The organism is Colwellia sp. BRX8-5, from assembly GCF_014077325.1.
Lineage (GTDB): Bacteria > Pseudomonadota > Gammaproteobacteria > Enterobacterales > Alteromonadaceae > Colwellia_A.
In genome coordinates this window covers 17,806-36,445 of record NZ_JACGVR010000008.1, presented here as the reverse complement: position 1 = coordinate 36,445, position 18,640 = coordinate 17,806, and the positions used below count along the sequence as shown (strand labels likewise).

The window sequence follows — 18,640 nt, the reverse complement described above, 5'->3', positions numbered from 1 at the left end:
CAAAAATATAGAGCCGATCACAAGTCATTATTTTAAAAGAAGCCGTGCAGGAGGATGCTAACTGGTCTGAAATGACTTACAGCTTGGTTTGTTCATTAGGTTAATGCGAGAGCAATACATAGAAAATTAAACCTAGGCATAAACTTTTCAAATAGAATCGAGATAAAAGAATCATAAATAAAATAATCTACACATAAAGCACTTTATTTAACCTTAAAGTTGATTCCGCGCATTAATCTACTTTAATTATGCTTATATAAACAATATAGTGTTAAATAACAGAGTGTAAAAATCTATATAATGGAGATAATAAATGTCGGATAATAAAAAATACCGTTTAGTAACACGTAGTGATTTTGATGGTTTAGTTTGTGCTATTTTACTCAAACATATTAATTTAGTTGACGGTATTCTCTTTGTTCACCCCAAAGATATGCAAGACGGAAAGATAGCGGTTGGGCCAGATGATATTTCCACCAACTTACCTTATGTTGACGGTGTTCATATCGCTTTTGATCACCATCATAGTGAAACACTTCGTAATAAAAAACGAGATAACCATGTTATCGACCCTGATGCGCCTTCAGCTGCTCGCGTTGTTTATGACTACTACGGTGGCCTAGAAACTTTCCCCGCAAGTTGGACAAGCATGATGGAAGCGGTAGATAAAGGTGATTCAGCACAATTTAATAAAGAAGAAGTTTTGCATGCCAAGCGATGGGAATTACTTAATTTCATTATGGACTCACGCACAGGTTTAGGCCGCTTCAGAGAGTTTCGGATTTCGAACTATGAACTGATGATGGACTTAATTGATTTTGGTAAAGATCACAACATTGACCAATTACTCGCACTCCCTGATGTTAAGGAACGCACCGATCTTTATTTTGAGCATGAAGAAAAATTTAAAGAGCAAATTAAGCGCTGTGCAACCGTACACAATAACTTAGTTGTGCTGGACTTAAGAGAAGAAGAAATTATTTACTCGGGTAATCGTTTTGTTATTTATGCCTTATTTCCACAATGTAATATTTCAATTCATGTTATGTGGGGGCTTAAAAAACAAAATACTGTTTTTGCTACCGGTAAATCTATTTTTGATCGCAGTGCAAAAACAAATGTCGGTGAACTTATGTTGAAATACAATGGTGGTGGGCATAATGCGGCGGGAACCTGTCAAGTTCCACATGATCAAAATGAAGCTTGCCTTGCCGAACTTATTGCGACGATTAATGCCGATGGCTAAGTCGCATTAGTCAGACTCACGGCTCAATAATAGCTTACTATTGCCGTCAAAAATGATGGTAATAGTAAATCGCTAATCAAAAATATTAATAGCCTTTATTCCAGTCAATATAAAAAGGTATCTGGTCGTTACTTCGATATTGTTTAATGTTCTTGGTCACTATTTCACCTGCACTTTCAAAATGTGTCGGCGCAGAAATATGGGGAAGAACCGTTATTTTTTCATTCGACCATAAATCATCACTTTTATCTAAAGGCTCTTGTTCAAAAACATCTAGAATTGCATGTTCAAGATTGCCATTGGCTAAGTGATTAATAAGGTCGTGATTAGCGACGATACCCCCTCGAGCAAAGTTAATAATACTGGCGCCTTGCGGTAGGTTTGTCAGCAGATCATCGTTGATGAGTTGGTAGGTCGCTGAAGTAAGTGGTAGTAAACAAATTAAGATATCTGTTTGCCTAACCATAGTCACTAATCCCTCGTCTCCTGAATAGCATGTAATGCCATTAATTAACTTATCACTTTGACTCCAACCAAGCACATTAAAGCCATTTTCATGCAAACGTAACGCGCTCAACTTACCTAATTGACCTAAACCTAAAATACCTAAGGTGCGCTCTTGTGGCAGTAAATAGCGATGTTGTAGCCACTGCGCTGATTTTTGTTGTTGTAAGTATTTTGGCATATCACGATGTAAATAAAGCACCCAAGTTAAGACCGCCTCACTCATGGTTTGCGCTAATATTGGATCAATTAAACGCACAAGTTTAAAACTTGGCGTTGGTTTATTATCACTTAATTGCGAAACTAGCGCATCGACCCCTGCCCATAGGCTCTGTACCCATATGAGTTTGGGGTATTGAGACAAGATATTAGCATCTGGATTAGCAACAATAGCGATTTCGCATTGAAGCTTTTGCTCAACAGACAAGTCTTTATCAAGCTTAATTGCTTCATTTGGCAGCTTAGTTGATAATAGCGCTAACCAAGCATCCTGCTCTTGCTGGGCAAGTTGACTAACAAAAGTAATAACAGCCATTGTTAAATGTTTCCTCTTAGCATTATTCTTTTAAAACCATATCAATACACATTACGGCAGCAAGGATCAACTTTCTAATCGGGTGATCTTCAGGAACATCAGCAGAAATTTCTAATGCGTAATTGTCTGCACTGGTAAATAACTCTTTACCTATGCCACCCCATTCTTTCGATATATGAGCAAGTTCATCATTGCCATCCATAAAGCGAAAATTCCAACCAACCCAGTTGCCCTTTAACTGACAGACAAGTTGGTCTTGGTTATCAAAGATATCGAATTTTCCACCGATTGAAAATAATTTTTGTTTAAAGTAACCAACCGCATTACCGTCACAATCAAAAACAGTTACTTTTGAAATAAATAAAGAGATACCACGCTGAATTCGGATGATACGCTGATCGTCAGGCGTACGTATTTGAACATCAAAAGGTGTCATGGTTTTGTAGTCAGTGAAACGCAGCATTTTAGTAAAAAAGCCTAAATTAGGCTCTCGACATTCCATGATGATATCCCCTGTTTCAGGATCATAAATGTCGTAATTATTTGCCGCTTTAAATAGGCCAACATGCTCTTTGATTATATAAGTATTCTTATTAATTCTAGTATTCATTAAACGCTCACTCCGTGAGTTTAGCTATTGTTGTTATTACGAAAATCATTGATGATAATAGTTGTCTTTGCTTTTATATTGATTGAAATTACCATTAAACCATACAAATTGACGTTATTTAGTCGCTTTAATCACTTGCTCTAAATAGGTAGACATTTCAGTTAATACTTTATTCTTACTGGGTTTTATTGTGGCATATAACGCGTATAAAAAACTCTGTGTGTTATGTAATTTAATTAACCCTTGTTCACTTTGATAAACATCTTGCCATTGATTGAAAGGAGCAGGAACAACCACTTTAATAAGCCAAAGGTTAAAATCATCAGCAGAGTATTGTTCTCGTAAAAAAACATATATAACAGCCATAGCGATACGTTTTGACTCTCCTTGAATATATGAATGTTGATCATTAGCAGTAAGTTGGCTAGCTAAAGCGACCAGTATCTTATCGAGTTGCGCTTTGTTAACTTTAGGGTTTAACGCCAATTGCAGCATAAGGTCTGCAGCGTGAGCGATACTATGTTGCCAGCCAGTTTTAGTTGAAAAACCGCGATAATCTTTTACATTAGTTAAAAAACTCGTACCGACATTGACTAAATAGTCTCTTTGGTCAGCGGTTAAAAAAGGTGAGTGCCTATCGACACGAACCACTTCAGCTAATACCAAGATTGAGAATGACTGATAGACACCAAAGGTGTCAGTTACTTTCGATTCTAAAACACGAGTTAAGTAGTTAAAAATTTTAATATGTATTGCTTGGCTAAGGTGTTCGTTTCGCAACCAATAACTTAATGCTTCAAAAGCGACACCATCTCTTATTTCAGCATCTGGGCTTGCTAAACAAGCCAGTAATTGTAGTGCTAAAGCTTCTTTATCTGCTTTGTTTTCAAGGGTAAATTTATCTTCTTTGAGTTGTAGTAGATTTTTTTTATGCCATTGCTTCGATAAACACTGTTTATTGACTTGCTGCGCATTGATCAATACTTCATTAGCAGAGAAGGCAGAGCTACTGATAAAAAGCATTAATATTATTGGTATTTTTAATGAAAATTTCATTTTACATCCTTTTAAAGTTATTTAATTATCTTAAAAATAAGCACATCAGGATACCACCACATCGGCAAAATAAACATAAAATGAAGACGTTAGTGGGTTGTATTGAGAAAGGATTTAAGAACGATAGTAATTAACAGAGTTTGCATATAGCAATCATTGGTGGTTTAAACTGATGACTTGCTTTTCAGCTAAGGCAATTAACGTTTCTAATTCACCACTTTGTTGCAGACGCATTATTTCTTGGTTAATAAGAGCAACCAAATTTTTATTTTTCTGATGTATATAATGATAAAGAGGAAAAAAAGCTAATGGCTTTTTTGCAGGAATTATGTTTTGGTAACCCAACCTTTTCAAGATTAGCTGACCGTCTATAGTATTGGTCAAGACAACATCAACTAGACCACTTTGTAATATTTTAAACATATTTTCAGTGCTATTCATTTCGACAACATTACTTAAGCCATTCGTTATATTATCGGTGTGTTTTACACCTCTAATTTTGGCCAATTTATATTTTTTTAAATCATCTTTACTGACAATATTGAGCTGCTTACTTGCTAGGCTAAATGGCATAGTTTGCAAAGAATAATAAGGAGTAGGAACTCTGATCATTTCTTTGTTTTCATCTGCGTAGGACCAAATTCTCATTATTTCGCCATCACTTTGGCCTATACTCGCTAACAATTCCGCTCTTTTAGCGGGTAAAGGCGTAATAGTAATATCTATTCCAATATTTTTATAAATTAGAGGTAAAACAATCCGACCGACTTCTTGTTCAATCAGTAATTCAATAGAAGCAAAATTGTAGTGGAGAGCTTTAGGCAGTAATAGATAACTATGCTTTGGATTAATGGCTGAATTATCATATGAAATATTAGTAGGGGTAACTATTGAGTGAGCAAGTACATTTGGAGATACCATCAAAATGAAGCATATACCAATAAGTAAAAAATAAAGACTGGATATTACTTTCACTTGGACCACCACCTTCAAATTAATGCTTATAAAGTATAATCCTTTTGGTAACGACCTCCTTGTTTTTCTTGAAAACTTTACTTATGCAGAGCCTATTCGATAAGACCATAATATAAATTGGCGGGTAAAATGACAAGTAAAACCTTAAAATGTGGCCCGGCATGCTTTGCTCAGTCAGATATAATAGCTATCTAGTGGCACATAACAATATCGCAAAAGGTTAACAATCGGGGCAAAATTTAAACATAAAAGCCTGCTGTTCGATTAACTAGACCGGTCACGTGATACTCGTTTTAGCTTAGGCATGACTTCACGTCATGCGAGTCGTGGTTTAGTCATAGGCCTACCTTTTCATTCTCTAGGTTGCATATTAGAGACTTACGCAATGAACAACACGTAATATTTTTCACTCTGACCTAGTGTTTTATTCACAAGACTAAAGCGGCGACAAGACAAGCTAGCTTTAAAATAAAAAACCCGCTAGTTAGCGGGTTTTAAAGGTGAATTAATCAGACTAAACTTACTGATATAAAATAATCATCACTGATATTTATTGTACCGGGATACTAATAGTACCCGTAACAATGTCACCCGCTTTTGTTTGATAAGCATATTCAAACGTTAGACTATTTTCCGAGCTATCTAAATCATCAGAAGCGTATATAGACGTTGAGGCGCGGTAAACTTTCTGATTGTCTGATTGAGCGGTTCCTGTTTCAATCGACGTTTGAAGACTTTCGGTAATTAATGTTTCATTTTCAGCAAGTTTGACTAGTCCCAATCGTGAAACATTATAAGTATTACTATCTCTAACAAGAGTAAAATTTCTTACTGAATTATAACTGACGCCGTCTTCTGTTACCGAGTAAAGACGCATTGAAAAGCTTTGTAACGTTTCAATTGATGATGGTAGATATAAATAAACACTGCGATCATAATTTGAAGGTGAAGAACTATCACCCGCTGAATTGGAGAGAGTAATCGCATTTCCGTTGCTGGTAAAATTATTGTTATCTAAATGTACGTCATTAATATCAAAGTCATCATTATTTTCGATATAAAACGAAAGTGAATCATTATTAACATCGACAGATTTTTCTGTAGACTTCACAACTAAGTTACCGACATTGTATTGGTAATTTTGACCTTTAGGCAAAGAGTTAACCGGCGTAATCGTAAGTTTGGTGTCATTTAAACTCATCTCAAATGAAACAGGAATATCTACCATGCCACTAACAACTGTAGTACCGGGTAAAATAACATCAGTCGATGAATCATTACCTTTAACAACGGTAAAACCAGAAGTATTAGTAAGTGATAGGCTACTTGCTGATGCGGTAATAGCTTGAGAGTAGAATACACTGAAACTTTTATCGATATAATTTACTTCATTTGCCGCAATAACGACCTCTAAAGAAGAGCTATCATTAGTAACAACTCTTGGCATAACCGCTAACTCAACAACGTCAGTATTAGCGATATTATAACAACAGTTTTCTAAAGCACCTGAAATGTTGACTCTTAAGCTGTCATCATCGTTCTTATTCAGTGATATTGAAGCACTTTGATAAGAGATATCGTTTGCCATAAATGAAGGGATTTCTACTCGTGAGTAATCGCCAAACATTGCTGAAATCACATACTGTTCTGTTGCTGCATCAAAAGTAGAAGTCGTCTGTGTACCCGCAGAATCTGTTGAGAATAACTCAGCACCTAAAATAACATTCGCACTTGCATCAATCATTGTAATGCGAAATTCGATCTCTTTTAGCGGCATTTTTTCTTCAACATAAAGCGTTAATGATTCATCAGTATTCGATGATAAAAAATATAAATCATTGCTATTAATGTTGTTATTTAACTCAGAGTTATAATCTATTTCACCATCTTGATTGAGATCTAAGTTGGCTCTAACCATAATATTGAGAAACTTTGGTATGGTGATATGGTAAACGCCATTGGCTTCATTATAAGTCGAGTGGTGTTGATACTTATTTGACCTTGAACTAGTCCCATAATGAGATGAAGCTTTAAACGCTAATCCAGTAAGAGGCAATCCTGATGTTTTATTAATAACAGTTATTTGCATATCTTTAGCTGTAGAAACTTCAAATTGACCAAAATCATTGGCCGTATTGACTGCATTTGAATGACCCGTATTAATGAAATATGCACGTGATAAAAATTCATTATTGCTACTTTCAATAATCATTTCAATATCAGAATTAGCAGGAAGGTTTTCTAGTTTAAACTCGCCACCGTTGAAGCTAACGCTATCGACGAGGACAACATCAGCGGCAATAATTGTAATGTTCGTGGCTGATACGGCTTGATTATCTAATGCATTAACAACGATACCCGTTAATGCAACAGAAGCGGCAGGAGTACCAGGATTGATAGAGTTGTTAGTGCCACTAAGAATTTCATTTTGTGCTTGGATTGCTTGCACTACATCTTCGTTATTATTGTCGTTTTCTACTTCTAAACATGCTGTTAATAAACATAAAGAAACGCTTATCATCACTAGATTTACATACTTCAATTTTACTTTCCTTTTAAAATTTAGAAGGGAAATAGAATTAAACAATCTTTGTCGTATCGAATTCCCTTCAATAGAGCGAAAATGTTAACACATAATTAAATAACAGTTAACAACCTTAGTGTAATTATTGATGTTAATAATAAATAAAAATAGGATATAACATTGGACGACTTAATTAACATACCAGTTATCTGACAAGCCTCGTATAAAAAAATTATGGAATAACGGCTTGGGGGTTACGATATGGTTTAATGCTCATTTATGCAAAAGCGCTCTTTAAGCTCAAAGAGGCTTCGTCGTTCACCCTCTTTGGGAGTAGTCAGCCTCCTGAAAATCAAACCCTTTAACAAAACCAAAGCGGATAAATTAAAGTGAGTGTCCTTCTAATATGACGAGAATCGATATTGAAATAAATTCAGCATGAACTCAAGCTTCTTCATCATGACCCCAAATTCCATCATCCTGAACCCAACCTCCGTTATCCTGAACCCTTACTTAGTCATCCTGAATCCATACACCGTCATCCTGAACTTGTTTCAGGATCTCGACATTAACAATTCAAAGCCCAGATACTGAAATAAATTCAGCATGACGATAGTGGATACTGAAATAAATTCAGCATGACGTGAGTAGATACTGAAATAAATTCAGCATGACGAGAGTGGATACTGGAATAAATTCAGCATGACGAGAGTGGATACTGAAATAAATTCAGTATCCACTCAAACGCCATCATTCTGAACCCAACCTCCGTCATCCTGAACTTGTTTCAGGATCTCGTCCTTAACAACTCAAAGTCCAGATACTGAAATAAATTCAGCATGACGATAATGGATACTGAAGTAAGTTCAGCATGACGTGAGTGGATACTGGAATAAATTCAGTATGAAGGCAAACTCCATCATCCTGAACCCAAGCGCCGTCATCCTGAATTTATTTCAGGATCTCGACATTAACAACTCAAAGACCAGACACCAACAATAGACAATCTTCAAACCAGAAATTTAGAGTGAGTGTCTGTTTAATATTGTATGTTTAATAATCGAGTAATTTTCGGTTATTGCCAAAACGCTGAGACACCCAGTTTTGCAATAAGCTATTGCAAAACTGAATAAAGGGTAAGTTTGAGCGAGAAGCGGATCTTTGAATCGATAGCTGTAAAGGTCATAACAAAGCTTAGATAGACAAATCAATTCATAGTGCAATCGACCTAAAGATACAATCGATTGAGATATGTGTTAGCGTTAAACGGTTGACGCTTCGTTTAGCAAATGCTTTAAGTCATTTATGAAAGTAATTGGCTTTAGCCTAATTAAATCAAAGTCACTTTTTCAAGAGTGAAGCAACGAGTAATACTTATTTTAGCTCTACTGTGATTTGTAGATGGCCTGAGGAAATCAAAAAATGTCCGAGTATGCTGATATAGTCATCAATGCGATGCGTCCCTCCATAATTACACTAGATAAAAATTTAAGGATAGTTACTGCAAACGATTCTTTTTATACGTTTTTTCATGTCAAGTCTGAAAATGCCATCGGATACCTCATATACGAGTTAGACAATAAACAATGGGATATTCCTGCACTGCGAGAACTATTAGAAACAATTTTAACTCAGACAACCAGTTTTAATGACTACCTAGTTGAGCACGATTTTGCCAATATAGGTCGGCGAATCATGCTGATGAATGCCCGACAGATTGAAGAAGATGAAGATAGAGAACTGATTATTTTATTGTCCATGGAGGACGTCACCGAGCGGGTAGATGAATTAGTCATTGCCAACGAAGAGAAAGACAAGCGAGCAGATGAATTAGTCATTGCTAACGAAGAAAAAGACAAGCGAGCAGATGAATTAGTCATTGCTAACGAAGAGAAAGAGCATCTGCTACAAAAGATAAAACGTGCAGCCAGTGTTTTTACCCATACCCAAGAGAGCATCATGATAACCGATGCAACTGCGACTATTACTGAAGTTAACGATACATTCAGCCGCATCACTGGTTACGATTCTAAAGATGTACTGGGAGAAAATTCAAGGATCCTCCAATCTGGTCGCGAATCGCCAGAATTTTTTAGTGAAATGTGGGATACGCTGCAAACACAGGGGCATTGGCGTGGCGAGATATCGAACCGTCGTAAAAATGGTCAAATATTTCCCGCAATGCTATCCATTAGTGCTGTAAAAAATGCTGATGGTCTTACACAACACTACGTTTCATTATCCACTGACATTTCATCTATAAAGGCTTACCAAGGGCAATTGGAACGCATTACTCATTACGATCTACTAACCAATCTGCCTAATCGCGTATTAGTGGCAGACCGCATTACACAAGCTATGGTGCAATGCCAACGTGGTAGTCAATCATTAGCCGTTGCCTTTATGGACTTAGATGGCTTCAAAGACGTCAATGACAAGTATGGCCATAATATGGGGGACGAGTTGCTCATTGCTGTATCACAACAGATGCAAGCAGCTTTACGTCAAGATGACACGCTCGCACGTATTGGCGGTGATGAATTTATCGCAGTAATGATTAATTTAGAAAAGCCCGAAGATAGTGTACCGATATTAGAATGTCTACTAAAGGCCGCGGCTAATCCTGTAACCGTGGGCGATGTCATCATGCAAGTTTCAGTGAGTATTGGTGTCGCCTTTTATCCACAAGACGGTGTGGAAGCAGACCCACTCATACGTCGTGCCGACCAAGCCATGTATGTTGCCAAGCAAGAAGGTAAAAACCGTTATCACCTGTTTGATACTGCAAAAGATAATTTAATTAATACGCAACGAAAAAGTATCAACGATGTTCGTACAGCTATGGCTAGTGACGAGTTTGTGCTGCACTATCAACCCAAGGTGAATATGCAGACTGGCGAAGTGATAGGGGTAGAAGCGTTAATCCGCTGGCAGCATTCAGTACGTGGCTTAGTTCCGCCTTTAGATTTTTTACCTGTGATAGAAGGTCATGCCGTAAGTTTAGAACTGGGTGAATGGGTCATAGATAGGGCATTAAGCCAAATAATCCAATGGCGAAACATGGGAATAAATCTCCCAGTCAGTGTCAACATCAGTGCCTATCAAGTACAACAAAGTAACTTCACAACTCGCTTAGCTACATTGCTAGCGATCCATCCTGAAGTGGCCCCCAACTGTTTAGAATTAGAAATACTCGAAACTAGTGCCTTACATGATATCAGCCAAGTGTCTGCGACTATGAATGCATGCTGTGAACTTGGCGTACGCTTTGCTTTAGATGACTTCGGCACGGGCTATTCGTCACTTACCTATCTTAGACGCCTGCCAGCGCACTTAATTAAAATCGACCAAACCTTTGTACGGGAGATGTTAGAAAATGCTGATGATTCCGCTATTGTTGAAGCTGTAATAGGATTAGCTAAAGCATTCCGGCGTGACGTGATTGCTGAGGGCGTAGAAACTATTCCTCATGGATTAGCATTATTAAAACTTGGTTGTCAGTTGGCGCAGGGTTATGGTATTGCTCGACCCATGCCTGCCATTGATATTCCCAAATGGGTATCTAACTGGAAAGCCGATGATTCTTGGCAGATATGATACTTAAAGTCTGATATTTGACTTAATTTCATGCTAACGGGGTGTTTAAAACTTACTTGCTATTTAAAATACAAAATTTCGTTTCACCTCAAGAGTGAAGTTGCTCTTGAAGACAACACATCGTTCGAACACGGCAGAATAAAAATCATAGACTTCTCATTCACTCACTAAAAAGCGCTTAATGTCGGAGAACACTAAAGTTGAAAACTTTCTATAACTGAAATAAGCGACTCGTTGACAATCGAAAGCTATTTACCTGCGGGGTCGATGGAGTTTCATTTTTGGATCTGAAACAGTCGATTGCACTAGGACCAGTGAACGGCGGCAATGGTGACAAATAAGATCGTTAAAACCAGTTTTTTTTCGAGCTACCGCTACGACCGCTATTGGCACTTTTAAGTAGGTCATATTCAGTGATTACTATTCCAGTTTAGTAGCCATATTTTGGGTTATTAAACAGAAATAAAGATAATAATTCTACCTTAACAACTAAAGGCCCAGATACTGAAATAAATTCAGTATGACGAGAATGGATACTGAAATAAATTCAGCATGACGAGAATGGAGACTGAAATAAACTACTAGATATTTTTGGAGAAAAAATTGATTTACACTTAGTGATGGATGAGTGCATTTACGCTATATCTCAAATGCATATTCAAGCACGAAAGTTTATTAAGCCTACAATGAACAATGCATTAAGTATTTTCAAAAAGAGAAAAATAAGTATAGAAAAATAATATGGTAAGGTTTAACTGATATCTGTTTATATGAAAGTAATATTAGATTACTGTCGTTTGATGTTGAATGGTTTAATGCTGTTCCCTACGTTCAGGAAAAATATTCAGTTGCATTGAATTATCTGAATATTAAGCACAACACGTATTAATAAAAAACCCGCACTCTCTTTGCGAGAATGCGGGTTTTTATTAAGAATTACAAATTAGCAGCGCTAGCTTACCAACCTGTTTTTTCTTTAAGTGCTACGCCGATATCAGCTAAAGAACGAACAGTTTTAACACCAGCAGCTTCTAATGCTGCAAATTTCTCATCAGCAGTACCTTTACCACCGGCGATAATCGCGCCAGCGTGACCCATACGCTTACCTTCTGGTGCAGTAACACCAGCAATGTAAGATACAACAGGTTTAGTAACGTGTGCTTTGATATATTCAGCAGCTTCTTCTTCAGCAGTTCCGCCAATTTCACCAATCATTACAATTGCTTCAGTTTGTGGATCATTTTGGAACATTTCCAATACGTCGATGAAGTTAGTTCCTGGGATCGGGTCACCACCAATACCTACACAAGTAGATTGGCCAAAACCTGCATCAGTTGTTTGCTTAACGGCTTCGTACGTTAACGTACCAGAACGTGAAACAATACCTACTTTACCAGGCTTGTGGATGTGACCAGGCATGATACCAATCTTAGTTTCGCCAGGAGTAATAACACCTGGGCAGTTAGGACCGATCATACGAACGCCAGATTGATCAAGCTTAGCTTTAACGTCAACCATATCTAAAGTAGGAATACCTTCAGTGATAGTAACGATAAGCTCGATGCCTGCATCAATTGCTTCTAAAATTGCATCTTTACAGAAAGGAGCTGGAACGTAAATAACTGTTGCTGTTGCGCCAGTTGCTTCTACAGCTTCACGTACTGTGTTAAATACTGGTAGACCTAAATGCGTTTGACCGCCTTTACCTGGGCTTACGCCACCGACCATTTGTGTACCGTATTCAAGTGCTTGTTCTGAATGGAATGTACCTTGACCACCGGTAAAACCTTGACAGATTACTTTAGTATCTTTATTAATTAAGATAGACATTATTTGCCCTCCGCAGCTGCTACAACTTTAGTCGCTGCATCAGTTAATGACTCAGCAGCAATGATATCTAAGCCAGATTTTTTAAGAACTTCACGACCTTCTTCAGCATTTGTACCTTCTAAACGTACAACTACAGGTACTTTAACGCCTACATCTTTAACTGCAGCGATAATACCTTCAGCAATCATGTCACAACGTACGATGCCACCAAAGATATTAACTAAAACAGCTTTAACGTTGTCGTCAGAAAGAATGATTTTGAATGCTTCAGAAACACGTTCTTTCGTTGCTCCGCCGCCAACATCTAGGAAGTTAGCTGGCTTGCCGCCGTGTAAATTAACGATATCCATAGTACCCATTGCTAGGCCTGCACCGTTAACCATACAACCAACGTTACCGTCTAGGGCTACGTAGTTTAATTCAAAACGTGCAGCATGAGCTTCACGTTCATCTTCTTGAGATGGATCATGGAACGCGCGCATTTTAGGTTGACGGTATAAAGCATTACCATCGATACCAATTTTGCCGTCTAAACAGTGAAGATTACCTTCGTCAGTAATAACTAACGGGTTGATTTCTAATAAAGCGAAATCGAAATCTTCAAACATTTTTGCAAGACCTAAAAAGATCTTAACAAATTGCTTCATTTGCGTCGGGTTTAAACCTAACTTAAAACCTAATTCACGAGCTTGGTACGGTTGAGCACCAACAAGTGGATCGATTTCAGCTTGGTGAATTAACTCAGGCGTTTCTTCAGCAATCTTCTCAATATCAACACCGCCTTCAGTAGAGGCCATGAATACTACTCTACGACTAGCGCGGTCAACAACAGCACCAAGGTATAATTCGTTAGCAATATCTGTACAGCTTTCTACTAAAATTTTAGCAACTGGCTGACCGTTAGCGTCAGTTTGGTAAGTAACTAAGTTCTTACCTAACCAGTTTTGAGCAAAATCTTTGATTTCTTGCTTAGATTTAACTAGCTTAACGCCGCCAGCTTTACCGCGACCGCCCGCGTGAACTTGAGTTTTAACAACCCACATAGTGCCGCCGATTTTATCAGCCGCTTCTGCCGCTTCCTGAGGTGTATCGCAAGCGAAACCTTCAGAAACTGGTAAACCATATTCAGCGAATAATTGTTTCGCTTGATACTCATGCAAATTCATGGTGTATTTCCATTTATCTGTGAATGATAATGACAGCTGTTCTTAGTTATAAATATGAGTAAAATCTTAATTTTAATCATAAATATAAATAAAATTCGCTATCATCGAAAAAAGTTGATCGATTATAGTATAAAAGCTCTAAGGAACAAAGTCCCCAGAGCTAATACTATAGTCTAAATCAAAAGATTTAAACTTCTCGATTATATATCAAGAAGTAGACGTGTTGGATCTTCTAACAAGTCTTTAATTGCCACTAAAAAGCCAACAGATTCTTTACCATCAATTAAACGATGATCATAAGAAAGTGCTAAGTACATCATAGGAAGTATTTCAACTTTTCCATCAACAGCCATAGGTCTGTCTTGGATCTTATGCATACCTAAAATAGCCGCTTGCGGTAAGTTTAAAATAGGTGTTGAAAGTAGTGAACCAAAAACACCACCGTTAGTAATCGTGAAATTACCGCCGGTCATATCTTCAATTGAAAGCTTTCCGTCGCGACCTTTTATTGCTAAGTCACGAATACCATTTTCAATCGCTGCCATACCTAATTGATCTGCATCACGTAATACTGGTGTTACTAAGCCACGCGGCGTAGAAACAGCAATTGAGATGTCAAAAAAGTTATGATAAACAATATCGTCACCATCGATTGATGCATTAACCGCTGGAAAGCGTTTCAATGCTTCAGTAACCGCTTTAACATAAAATGACATAAAGCCTAAACGCGTATCATGCGTCTTCTCAAAAAGATCTTTATATTGCTTACGAAGATCCATAATTGGCTTCATGTTAACTTCGTTAAACGTTGTTAGCATTGCCGTTGAGTTTTTAGCTTCTAATAAACGTTTGGCAATTGTCTTGCGTAAACGTGTCATAGGTACACGTTTTTGTGTACGTTCGCCTAAATCTTGTGCAACAGGCGTCGCAGCAGCAGTTTTTGCCGCTGGAGCTGGAGCTGCAGGTTTATTAGCCGCTGCTTCAACATCTTCTTTAGAAATACGTCCACCTTTACCTGTACCTCTAACATTAGCAGCTGTTAAGCCTTTTTCTGTCATTAAACGACGAACAGAAGGGCTAGCTAATTCATCAGAGCTAATCGCATCTTCTGAAGTAGCTGCAGGAGCACTTGCTGTTGCGCCCGCATTAAGTTGGCCAATAACTTGTGAACCTAATACCGTGTCACCTTCGACGTGGATTATCTTACCAATCACACCATTGTCTTGAGCAACAACTTCTAGAACAACTTTATCCGTTTCGATATCAACCAAGTTTTGGTCAACAGAAACTGTATCACCCTCAGCAACATGCCAAGTAGCAACTGTTGCATCAGCAACAGACTCAGGTAAAACCGGTACGATGATGTCGATAACTTTCACTGCTGTTGCCGCCGCAGGAGCTGATTTTGCCGCTGCTGCAGGTTTTGCCGCTGCAGGAGCTGAAACATCAGCTGATGCATCGCCTTCAGTGAGGATTGCAATTACTTGCTCGCCTAATACTGTTGCGCCTTCGGCTTGAGAAATCTCAGTGATCACTCCATCAACGACAGCTTGTACTTCAAGTACAACTTTGTCAGTTTCAATATCTACTAATACTTGGTCACGTGAAACTTTATCACCTACTTGAACATGCCAAGTAGCTACGGTTGCATCAGCAACAGATTCAGGTAAAACGGGAACCTTAATTTCGGTTGTCATTTATTTTATTCCTTACTCACTAGTCTTCAACAGATAGCGCGTCATTGACTAGCGCTTGTTGTTCTTTTACATGGACAGACATATAACCTACAGCTGGTGCTGCAGAGGCCTTACGACCAGCATATGTCAAATAAGTACCTTCAGGTATTGCCGCTCTAAAGTGATGCTGTGAACAATACCATGCACCTTGGTTTTGCGGTTCTTCCTGACACCAAACGAATTGCTTAACATGCTGGTATTTGGCCAACTCTGCTTGAAGCTCTTCTTCTGGAAATGGATATAGCTGCTCGATTCGAATGATAACAACATTTTCTTGCTCACTCTTGCGACGCTGATCAAGTAATTCATAGTAAACTTTACCACTACAAAAAACGACACGTGTCACTTTTTTCCGATCGATATCGTCAACTTCACCAATGACATTATGGAACACACCCGTCGATAGCTCTTCTAATGAAGAGACCGCTAAAGGATGTCTTAATAATGACTTAGGCGACATAACAACCAATGGACGACGCATAGGACGAACAACTTGTCGACGCAGCATATTAAATACTTGCGCAGGTGTTGATGGCACACAAACTTGCATATTATGATCGGCACAAAGTTGTAAGAAGCGCTCTAATCGTGCAGATGAATGCTCAGGACCTTGACCTTCATAGCCATGAGGTAACAACATAGTTAAACCACATAAACGGCCCCACTTTTGCTCACCTGAACTAATAAATTGGTCAAAGACTACTTGTGCACAGTTAGCAAAATCACCAAATTGCGCTTCCCAAATAGTAAGCCCTGCAGGCTCTGCTGTGGTATAGCCATATTCAAAGGCAACCACTGATACTTCTGACAACACTGAGTCATGAATATCGAATGGACCTTGTCCTTCGCGAATATTTTGCAAAGGTAAGTATTTGCTAGCATCATCTTGGTTATGTAAAACAGCATGACGATGGAAAAAAGTACCGCGACCAGAGTCTTGCCCAGTAATACGAACACGTTTACCTAAATCAACAACCGAGGCATAAGCTAAATTTTCTGCCATACCCCAATCAAGTAATTTTTCACCCGATGCCATTTTAACGCGATCATCGTATATCTTCTTAACACGACCTTGTACAGGATGAGACTCAGGATATGTTGACAATTTACCGGCAAGTTCTTTCAGCTTTTCAACAGAAATTTCTTTATCGTAATCATCGTCCCACTCATGGCCAAGGTATGGAGTCCAATCGACAGAATGTTCTGTCATAGGTCGCCATTGTTCAACCGTACACTGACCTTCGTCTAGCAATTTACGATAATAAGAGGTTAATTCATTCGACTTATCTAAATTGATTGAACCCTCAGTATCAAGTTGCTGTGCATAGAGTTGACGAGGTGTTGGGTGTTTCTTAATTTTTTTGTACATCAATGGCTGCGTTGCACTAGGCTCATCAGCTTCATTGTGACCATGACGACGATAGCAAACAAGGTCGATAACGACATCGCGCTTAAATTCGTTGCGATAATCAAGGGCAATTTGTGTTGCCAAGATAACAGCTTCTGGGTCATCGCCATTAACATGAAGAATCGGTGCTGAAACCATTTTTGCTATTTCAGTACAATATTCACCACTGCGCGTATCTGCAGGATTAGACGTTGTAAAACCAACCTGATTATTGACAACGATACGTATCGTTCCGCCAACTTTAAATGCACGAGCTTGTGACATATTAAAAGTTTCTTGAACCACACCCTGACCGGCAATAGCAGCGTCACCATGAATCGTAACCGGAAGAACTGTATCACCGACTTTATCACCACGTCTGTCTTGACGCGCACGGACTGAGCCAATAACAACAGGGTTAACAATTTCTAGATGCGATGGATTAAAGGCCAAAGCTAAATGAACATTGCCACCAGGCGTTACAAAATCTGATGAATAACCTTGGTGATATTTAACATCACCTGAAGATAAAATTTCATCGTGCTTACCGCCAAACTCGTCAAATAACTTTGACGGATTTTTACCCATCACGTTAACTAAGACATTTAAGCGGCCACGGTGAGCCATACCAATAACAACTTCTTTAGTGCCTTGCGTACCAGCACGAGTAATAAGCTCTTTTAGCATAGGTATTAACGCATCACCACCTTCAAGGGAGAAACGTTTAGCGCCTGGAAACTTAGCTCCAAGGTATTTACAAATACCATCGGCAGCGATAAGACCTTTAAGAATTTCTTCTTTTTGGTCGACAGAAAATTTTGCTTGCGACTGAACAGACTCTAAACGTTGTTGGATCCAACGTTTTTCATCGGTGTCAGTAATGTGCATATATTCAGCACCGATAGAACCACAGTAAGTAGTTTTAAGGGCATTGTATAAGTCACCTAACTTCATCGCATCTTGAGAAGTAGCAAATGAGCCGACGTTGAACTCTGTATCAAAGTCGTTTTCTGAAAGTTCATGATGCGACAGTTGTAAATCGCGTACCTTATCTCGCTTCCACAAACCTAATGGGTCAAGGTTGGCATTTTGATGTCCACGAAAACGAAAAGCATTAATTAGCTGTAAAACTTTAACTTGTTTGGCATCACTACTACCAGAAACAACAACAGTTTTATGGGATTGCTTAGCTAATTCTTTAAATTCATTGCGGATTTCAGAGTGCCTGAATTCTAAGTCAGCACCTTCAATTTTTGGAAGTTGTTGGAATAACGTTCGCCATTCTGCAGAAACAGATTGGGAGTTATCCAAATAAGATTCGTATAATTCTTCAATGTAAGTAGCGTTAGCGCCACTTAAATGAGAAGACTCTAACCAAGCCTTCATTGTACCTTCGGGCATTGCCTGTTCCTTTATGGGATAAAAGCAATAAAAAAATAAACAATTATCGTTAGCAAGTCAACTAGACTAATGG

General features: G+C 38.3%; 11 protein-coding genes. 2 read left to right on the top strand and 9 right to left on the bottom strand.

Going from position 1 to position 18,640, the window contains the following annotated elements:
- Nucleotides 1-313: 313 nt before the first annotated feature.
- A complete protein-coding gene (locus H4J62_RS07760; protein ID WP_182215412.1) occupies nt 314-1,246 on the top strand; it encodes an exopolyphosphatase in 933 nt (310 codons plus the stop codon).
- A gap of 85 nt (nt 1,247-1,331) precedes the next feature.
- Here H4J62_RS07760 and H4J62_RS07755 read toward each other — a convergent pair whose 3' ends face one another.
- From H4J62_RS07755 to H4J62_RS07735, 5 genes are all read right to left on the bottom strand, one after another.
- The gene (locus H4J62_RS07755) at nt 1,332-2,285 is read right to left on the bottom strand and encodes a glyoxylate/hydroxypyruvate reductase A (RefSeq protein WP_182215414.1); all 954 of its coding nucleotides are present in this window, start codon (nt 2,283-2,285) and stop codon (nt 1,332-1,334) included.
- Between the two features lie 22 nt (nt 2,286-2,307).
- On the bottom strand, nt 2,308-2,895 hold the full coding sequence (locus H4J62_RS07750) for an LURP-one-related/scramblase family protein (protein WP_182215416.1): 588 nt from the start codon (nt 2,893-2,895) through the stop codon (nt 2,308-2,310).
- Nucleotides 2,896-3,009: 114 nt separating this feature from the next.
- Nucleotides 3,010-3,951, bottom strand: a complete 942-nt coding sequence (locus H4J62_RS07745) for a DUF2785 domain-containing protein (RefSeq protein WP_182215418.1) — start codon at nt 3,949-3,951, stop codon at nt 3,010-3,012.
- A gap of 153 nt (nt 3,952-4,104) precedes the next feature.
- Nucleotides 4,105-4,926, bottom strand: a complete 822-nt coding sequence (locus H4J62_RS07740; protein ID WP_310733525.1) for a transporter substrate-binding domain-containing protein — start codon at nt 4,924-4,926, stop codon at nt 4,105-4,107.
- Nucleotides 4,927-5,476: 550 nt separating this feature from the next.
- Complete coding sequence (locus H4J62_RS07735) at nt 5,477-7,468, bottom strand: hypothetical protein (protein WP_182215420.1); 1,992 nt, start codon at nt 7,466-7,468, stop codon at nt 5,477-5,479.
- A 1,404-nt stretch (nt 7,469-8,872) separates the two neighbouring features.
- Between H4J62_RS07735 and H4J62_RS07730 the strand changes: the two genes are divergently transcribed.
- Complete coding sequence (locus H4J62_RS07730; RefSeq protein ID WP_182215422.1) at nt 8,873-11,047, top strand: bifunctional diguanylate cyclase/phosphodiesterase; 2,175 nt, start codon at nt 8,873-8,875, stop codon at nt 11,045-11,047.
- Nucleotides 11,048-12,004: 957 nt separating this feature from the next.
- Here the strand turns inward: H4J62_RS07730 and sucD are convergent.
- The 4 genes from sucD to H4J62_RS07710 form a co-directional block, all read right to left on the bottom strand.
- Nucleotides 12,005-12,877, bottom strand: a complete 873-nt coding sequence (gene sucD / locus H4J62_RS07725; protein WP_070376201.1) for a succinate--CoA ligase subunit alpha — start codon at nt 12,875-12,877, stop codon at nt 12,005-12,007.
- On the bottom strand, nt 12,877-14,043 hold the full coding sequence (sucC, locus tag H4J62_RS07720; protein WP_070376200.1) for an ADP-forming succinate--CoA ligase subunit beta: 1,167 nt from the start codon (nt 14,041-14,043) through the stop codon (nt 12,877-12,879). The genes sucD and sucC overlap by 1 nt, the downstream gene beginning before the upstream one ends.
- A gap of 200 nt (nt 14,044-14,243) precedes the next feature.
- Nucleotides 14,244-15,740, bottom strand: a complete 1,497-nt coding sequence (gene odhB / locus H4J62_RS07715; protein WP_182215423.1) for a 2-oxoglutarate dehydrogenase complex dihydrolipoyllysine-residue succinyltransferase — start codon at nt 15,738-15,740, stop codon at nt 14,244-14,246.
- A gap of 19 nt (nt 15,741-15,759) precedes the next feature.
- Nucleotides 15,760-18,567, bottom strand: coding sequence for a 2-oxoglutarate dehydrogenase E1 component (locus H4J62_RS07710; protein ID WP_182215425.1), 2,808 nt, complete (start codon nt 18,565-18,567; stop codon nt 15,760-15,762).
- Nucleotides 18,568-18,640 lie beyond the last annotated feature (73 nt).

Coding starts and splice junctions, on each gene's coding strand:
- H4J62_RS07745 (WP_182215418.1), bottom strand. CDS start 3,951: ATGAAATTTTCATTAAAAATACCAATAATATTAATGCTTTTTATCAGT.
- H4J62_RS07755 (WP_182215414.1), bottom strand. CDS start 2,285: ATGGCTGTTATTACTTTTGTTAGTCAACTTGCCCAGCAAGAGCAGGAT.
- H4J62_RS07760 (WP_182215412.1), top strand. CDS start 314: ATGTCGGATAATAAAAAATACCGTTTAGTAACACGTAGTGATTTTGAT.
- sucC (WP_070376200.1), bottom strand. CDS start 14,043: ATGAATTTGCATGAGTATCAAGCGAAACAATTATTCGCTGAATATGGT.
- H4J62_RS07710 (WP_182215425.1), bottom strand. CDS start 18,567: ATGCCCGAAGGTACAATGAAGGCTTGGTTAGAGTCTTCTCATTTAAGT.
- H4J62_RS07730 (WP_182215422.1), top strand. CDS start 8,873: ATGTCCGAGTATGCTGATATAGTCATCAATGCGATGCGTCCCTCCATA.
- H4J62_RS07750 (WP_182215416.1), bottom strand. CDS start 2,895: ATGAATACTAGAATTAATAAGAATACTTATATAATCAAAGAGCATGTT.
- odhB (WP_182215423.1), bottom strand. CDS start 15,740: ATGACAACCGAAATTAAGGTTCCCGTTTTACCTGAATCTGTTGCTGAT.
- sucD (WP_070376201.1), bottom strand. CDS start 12,877: ATGTCTATCTTAATTAATAAAGATACTAAAGTAATCTGTCAAGGTTTT.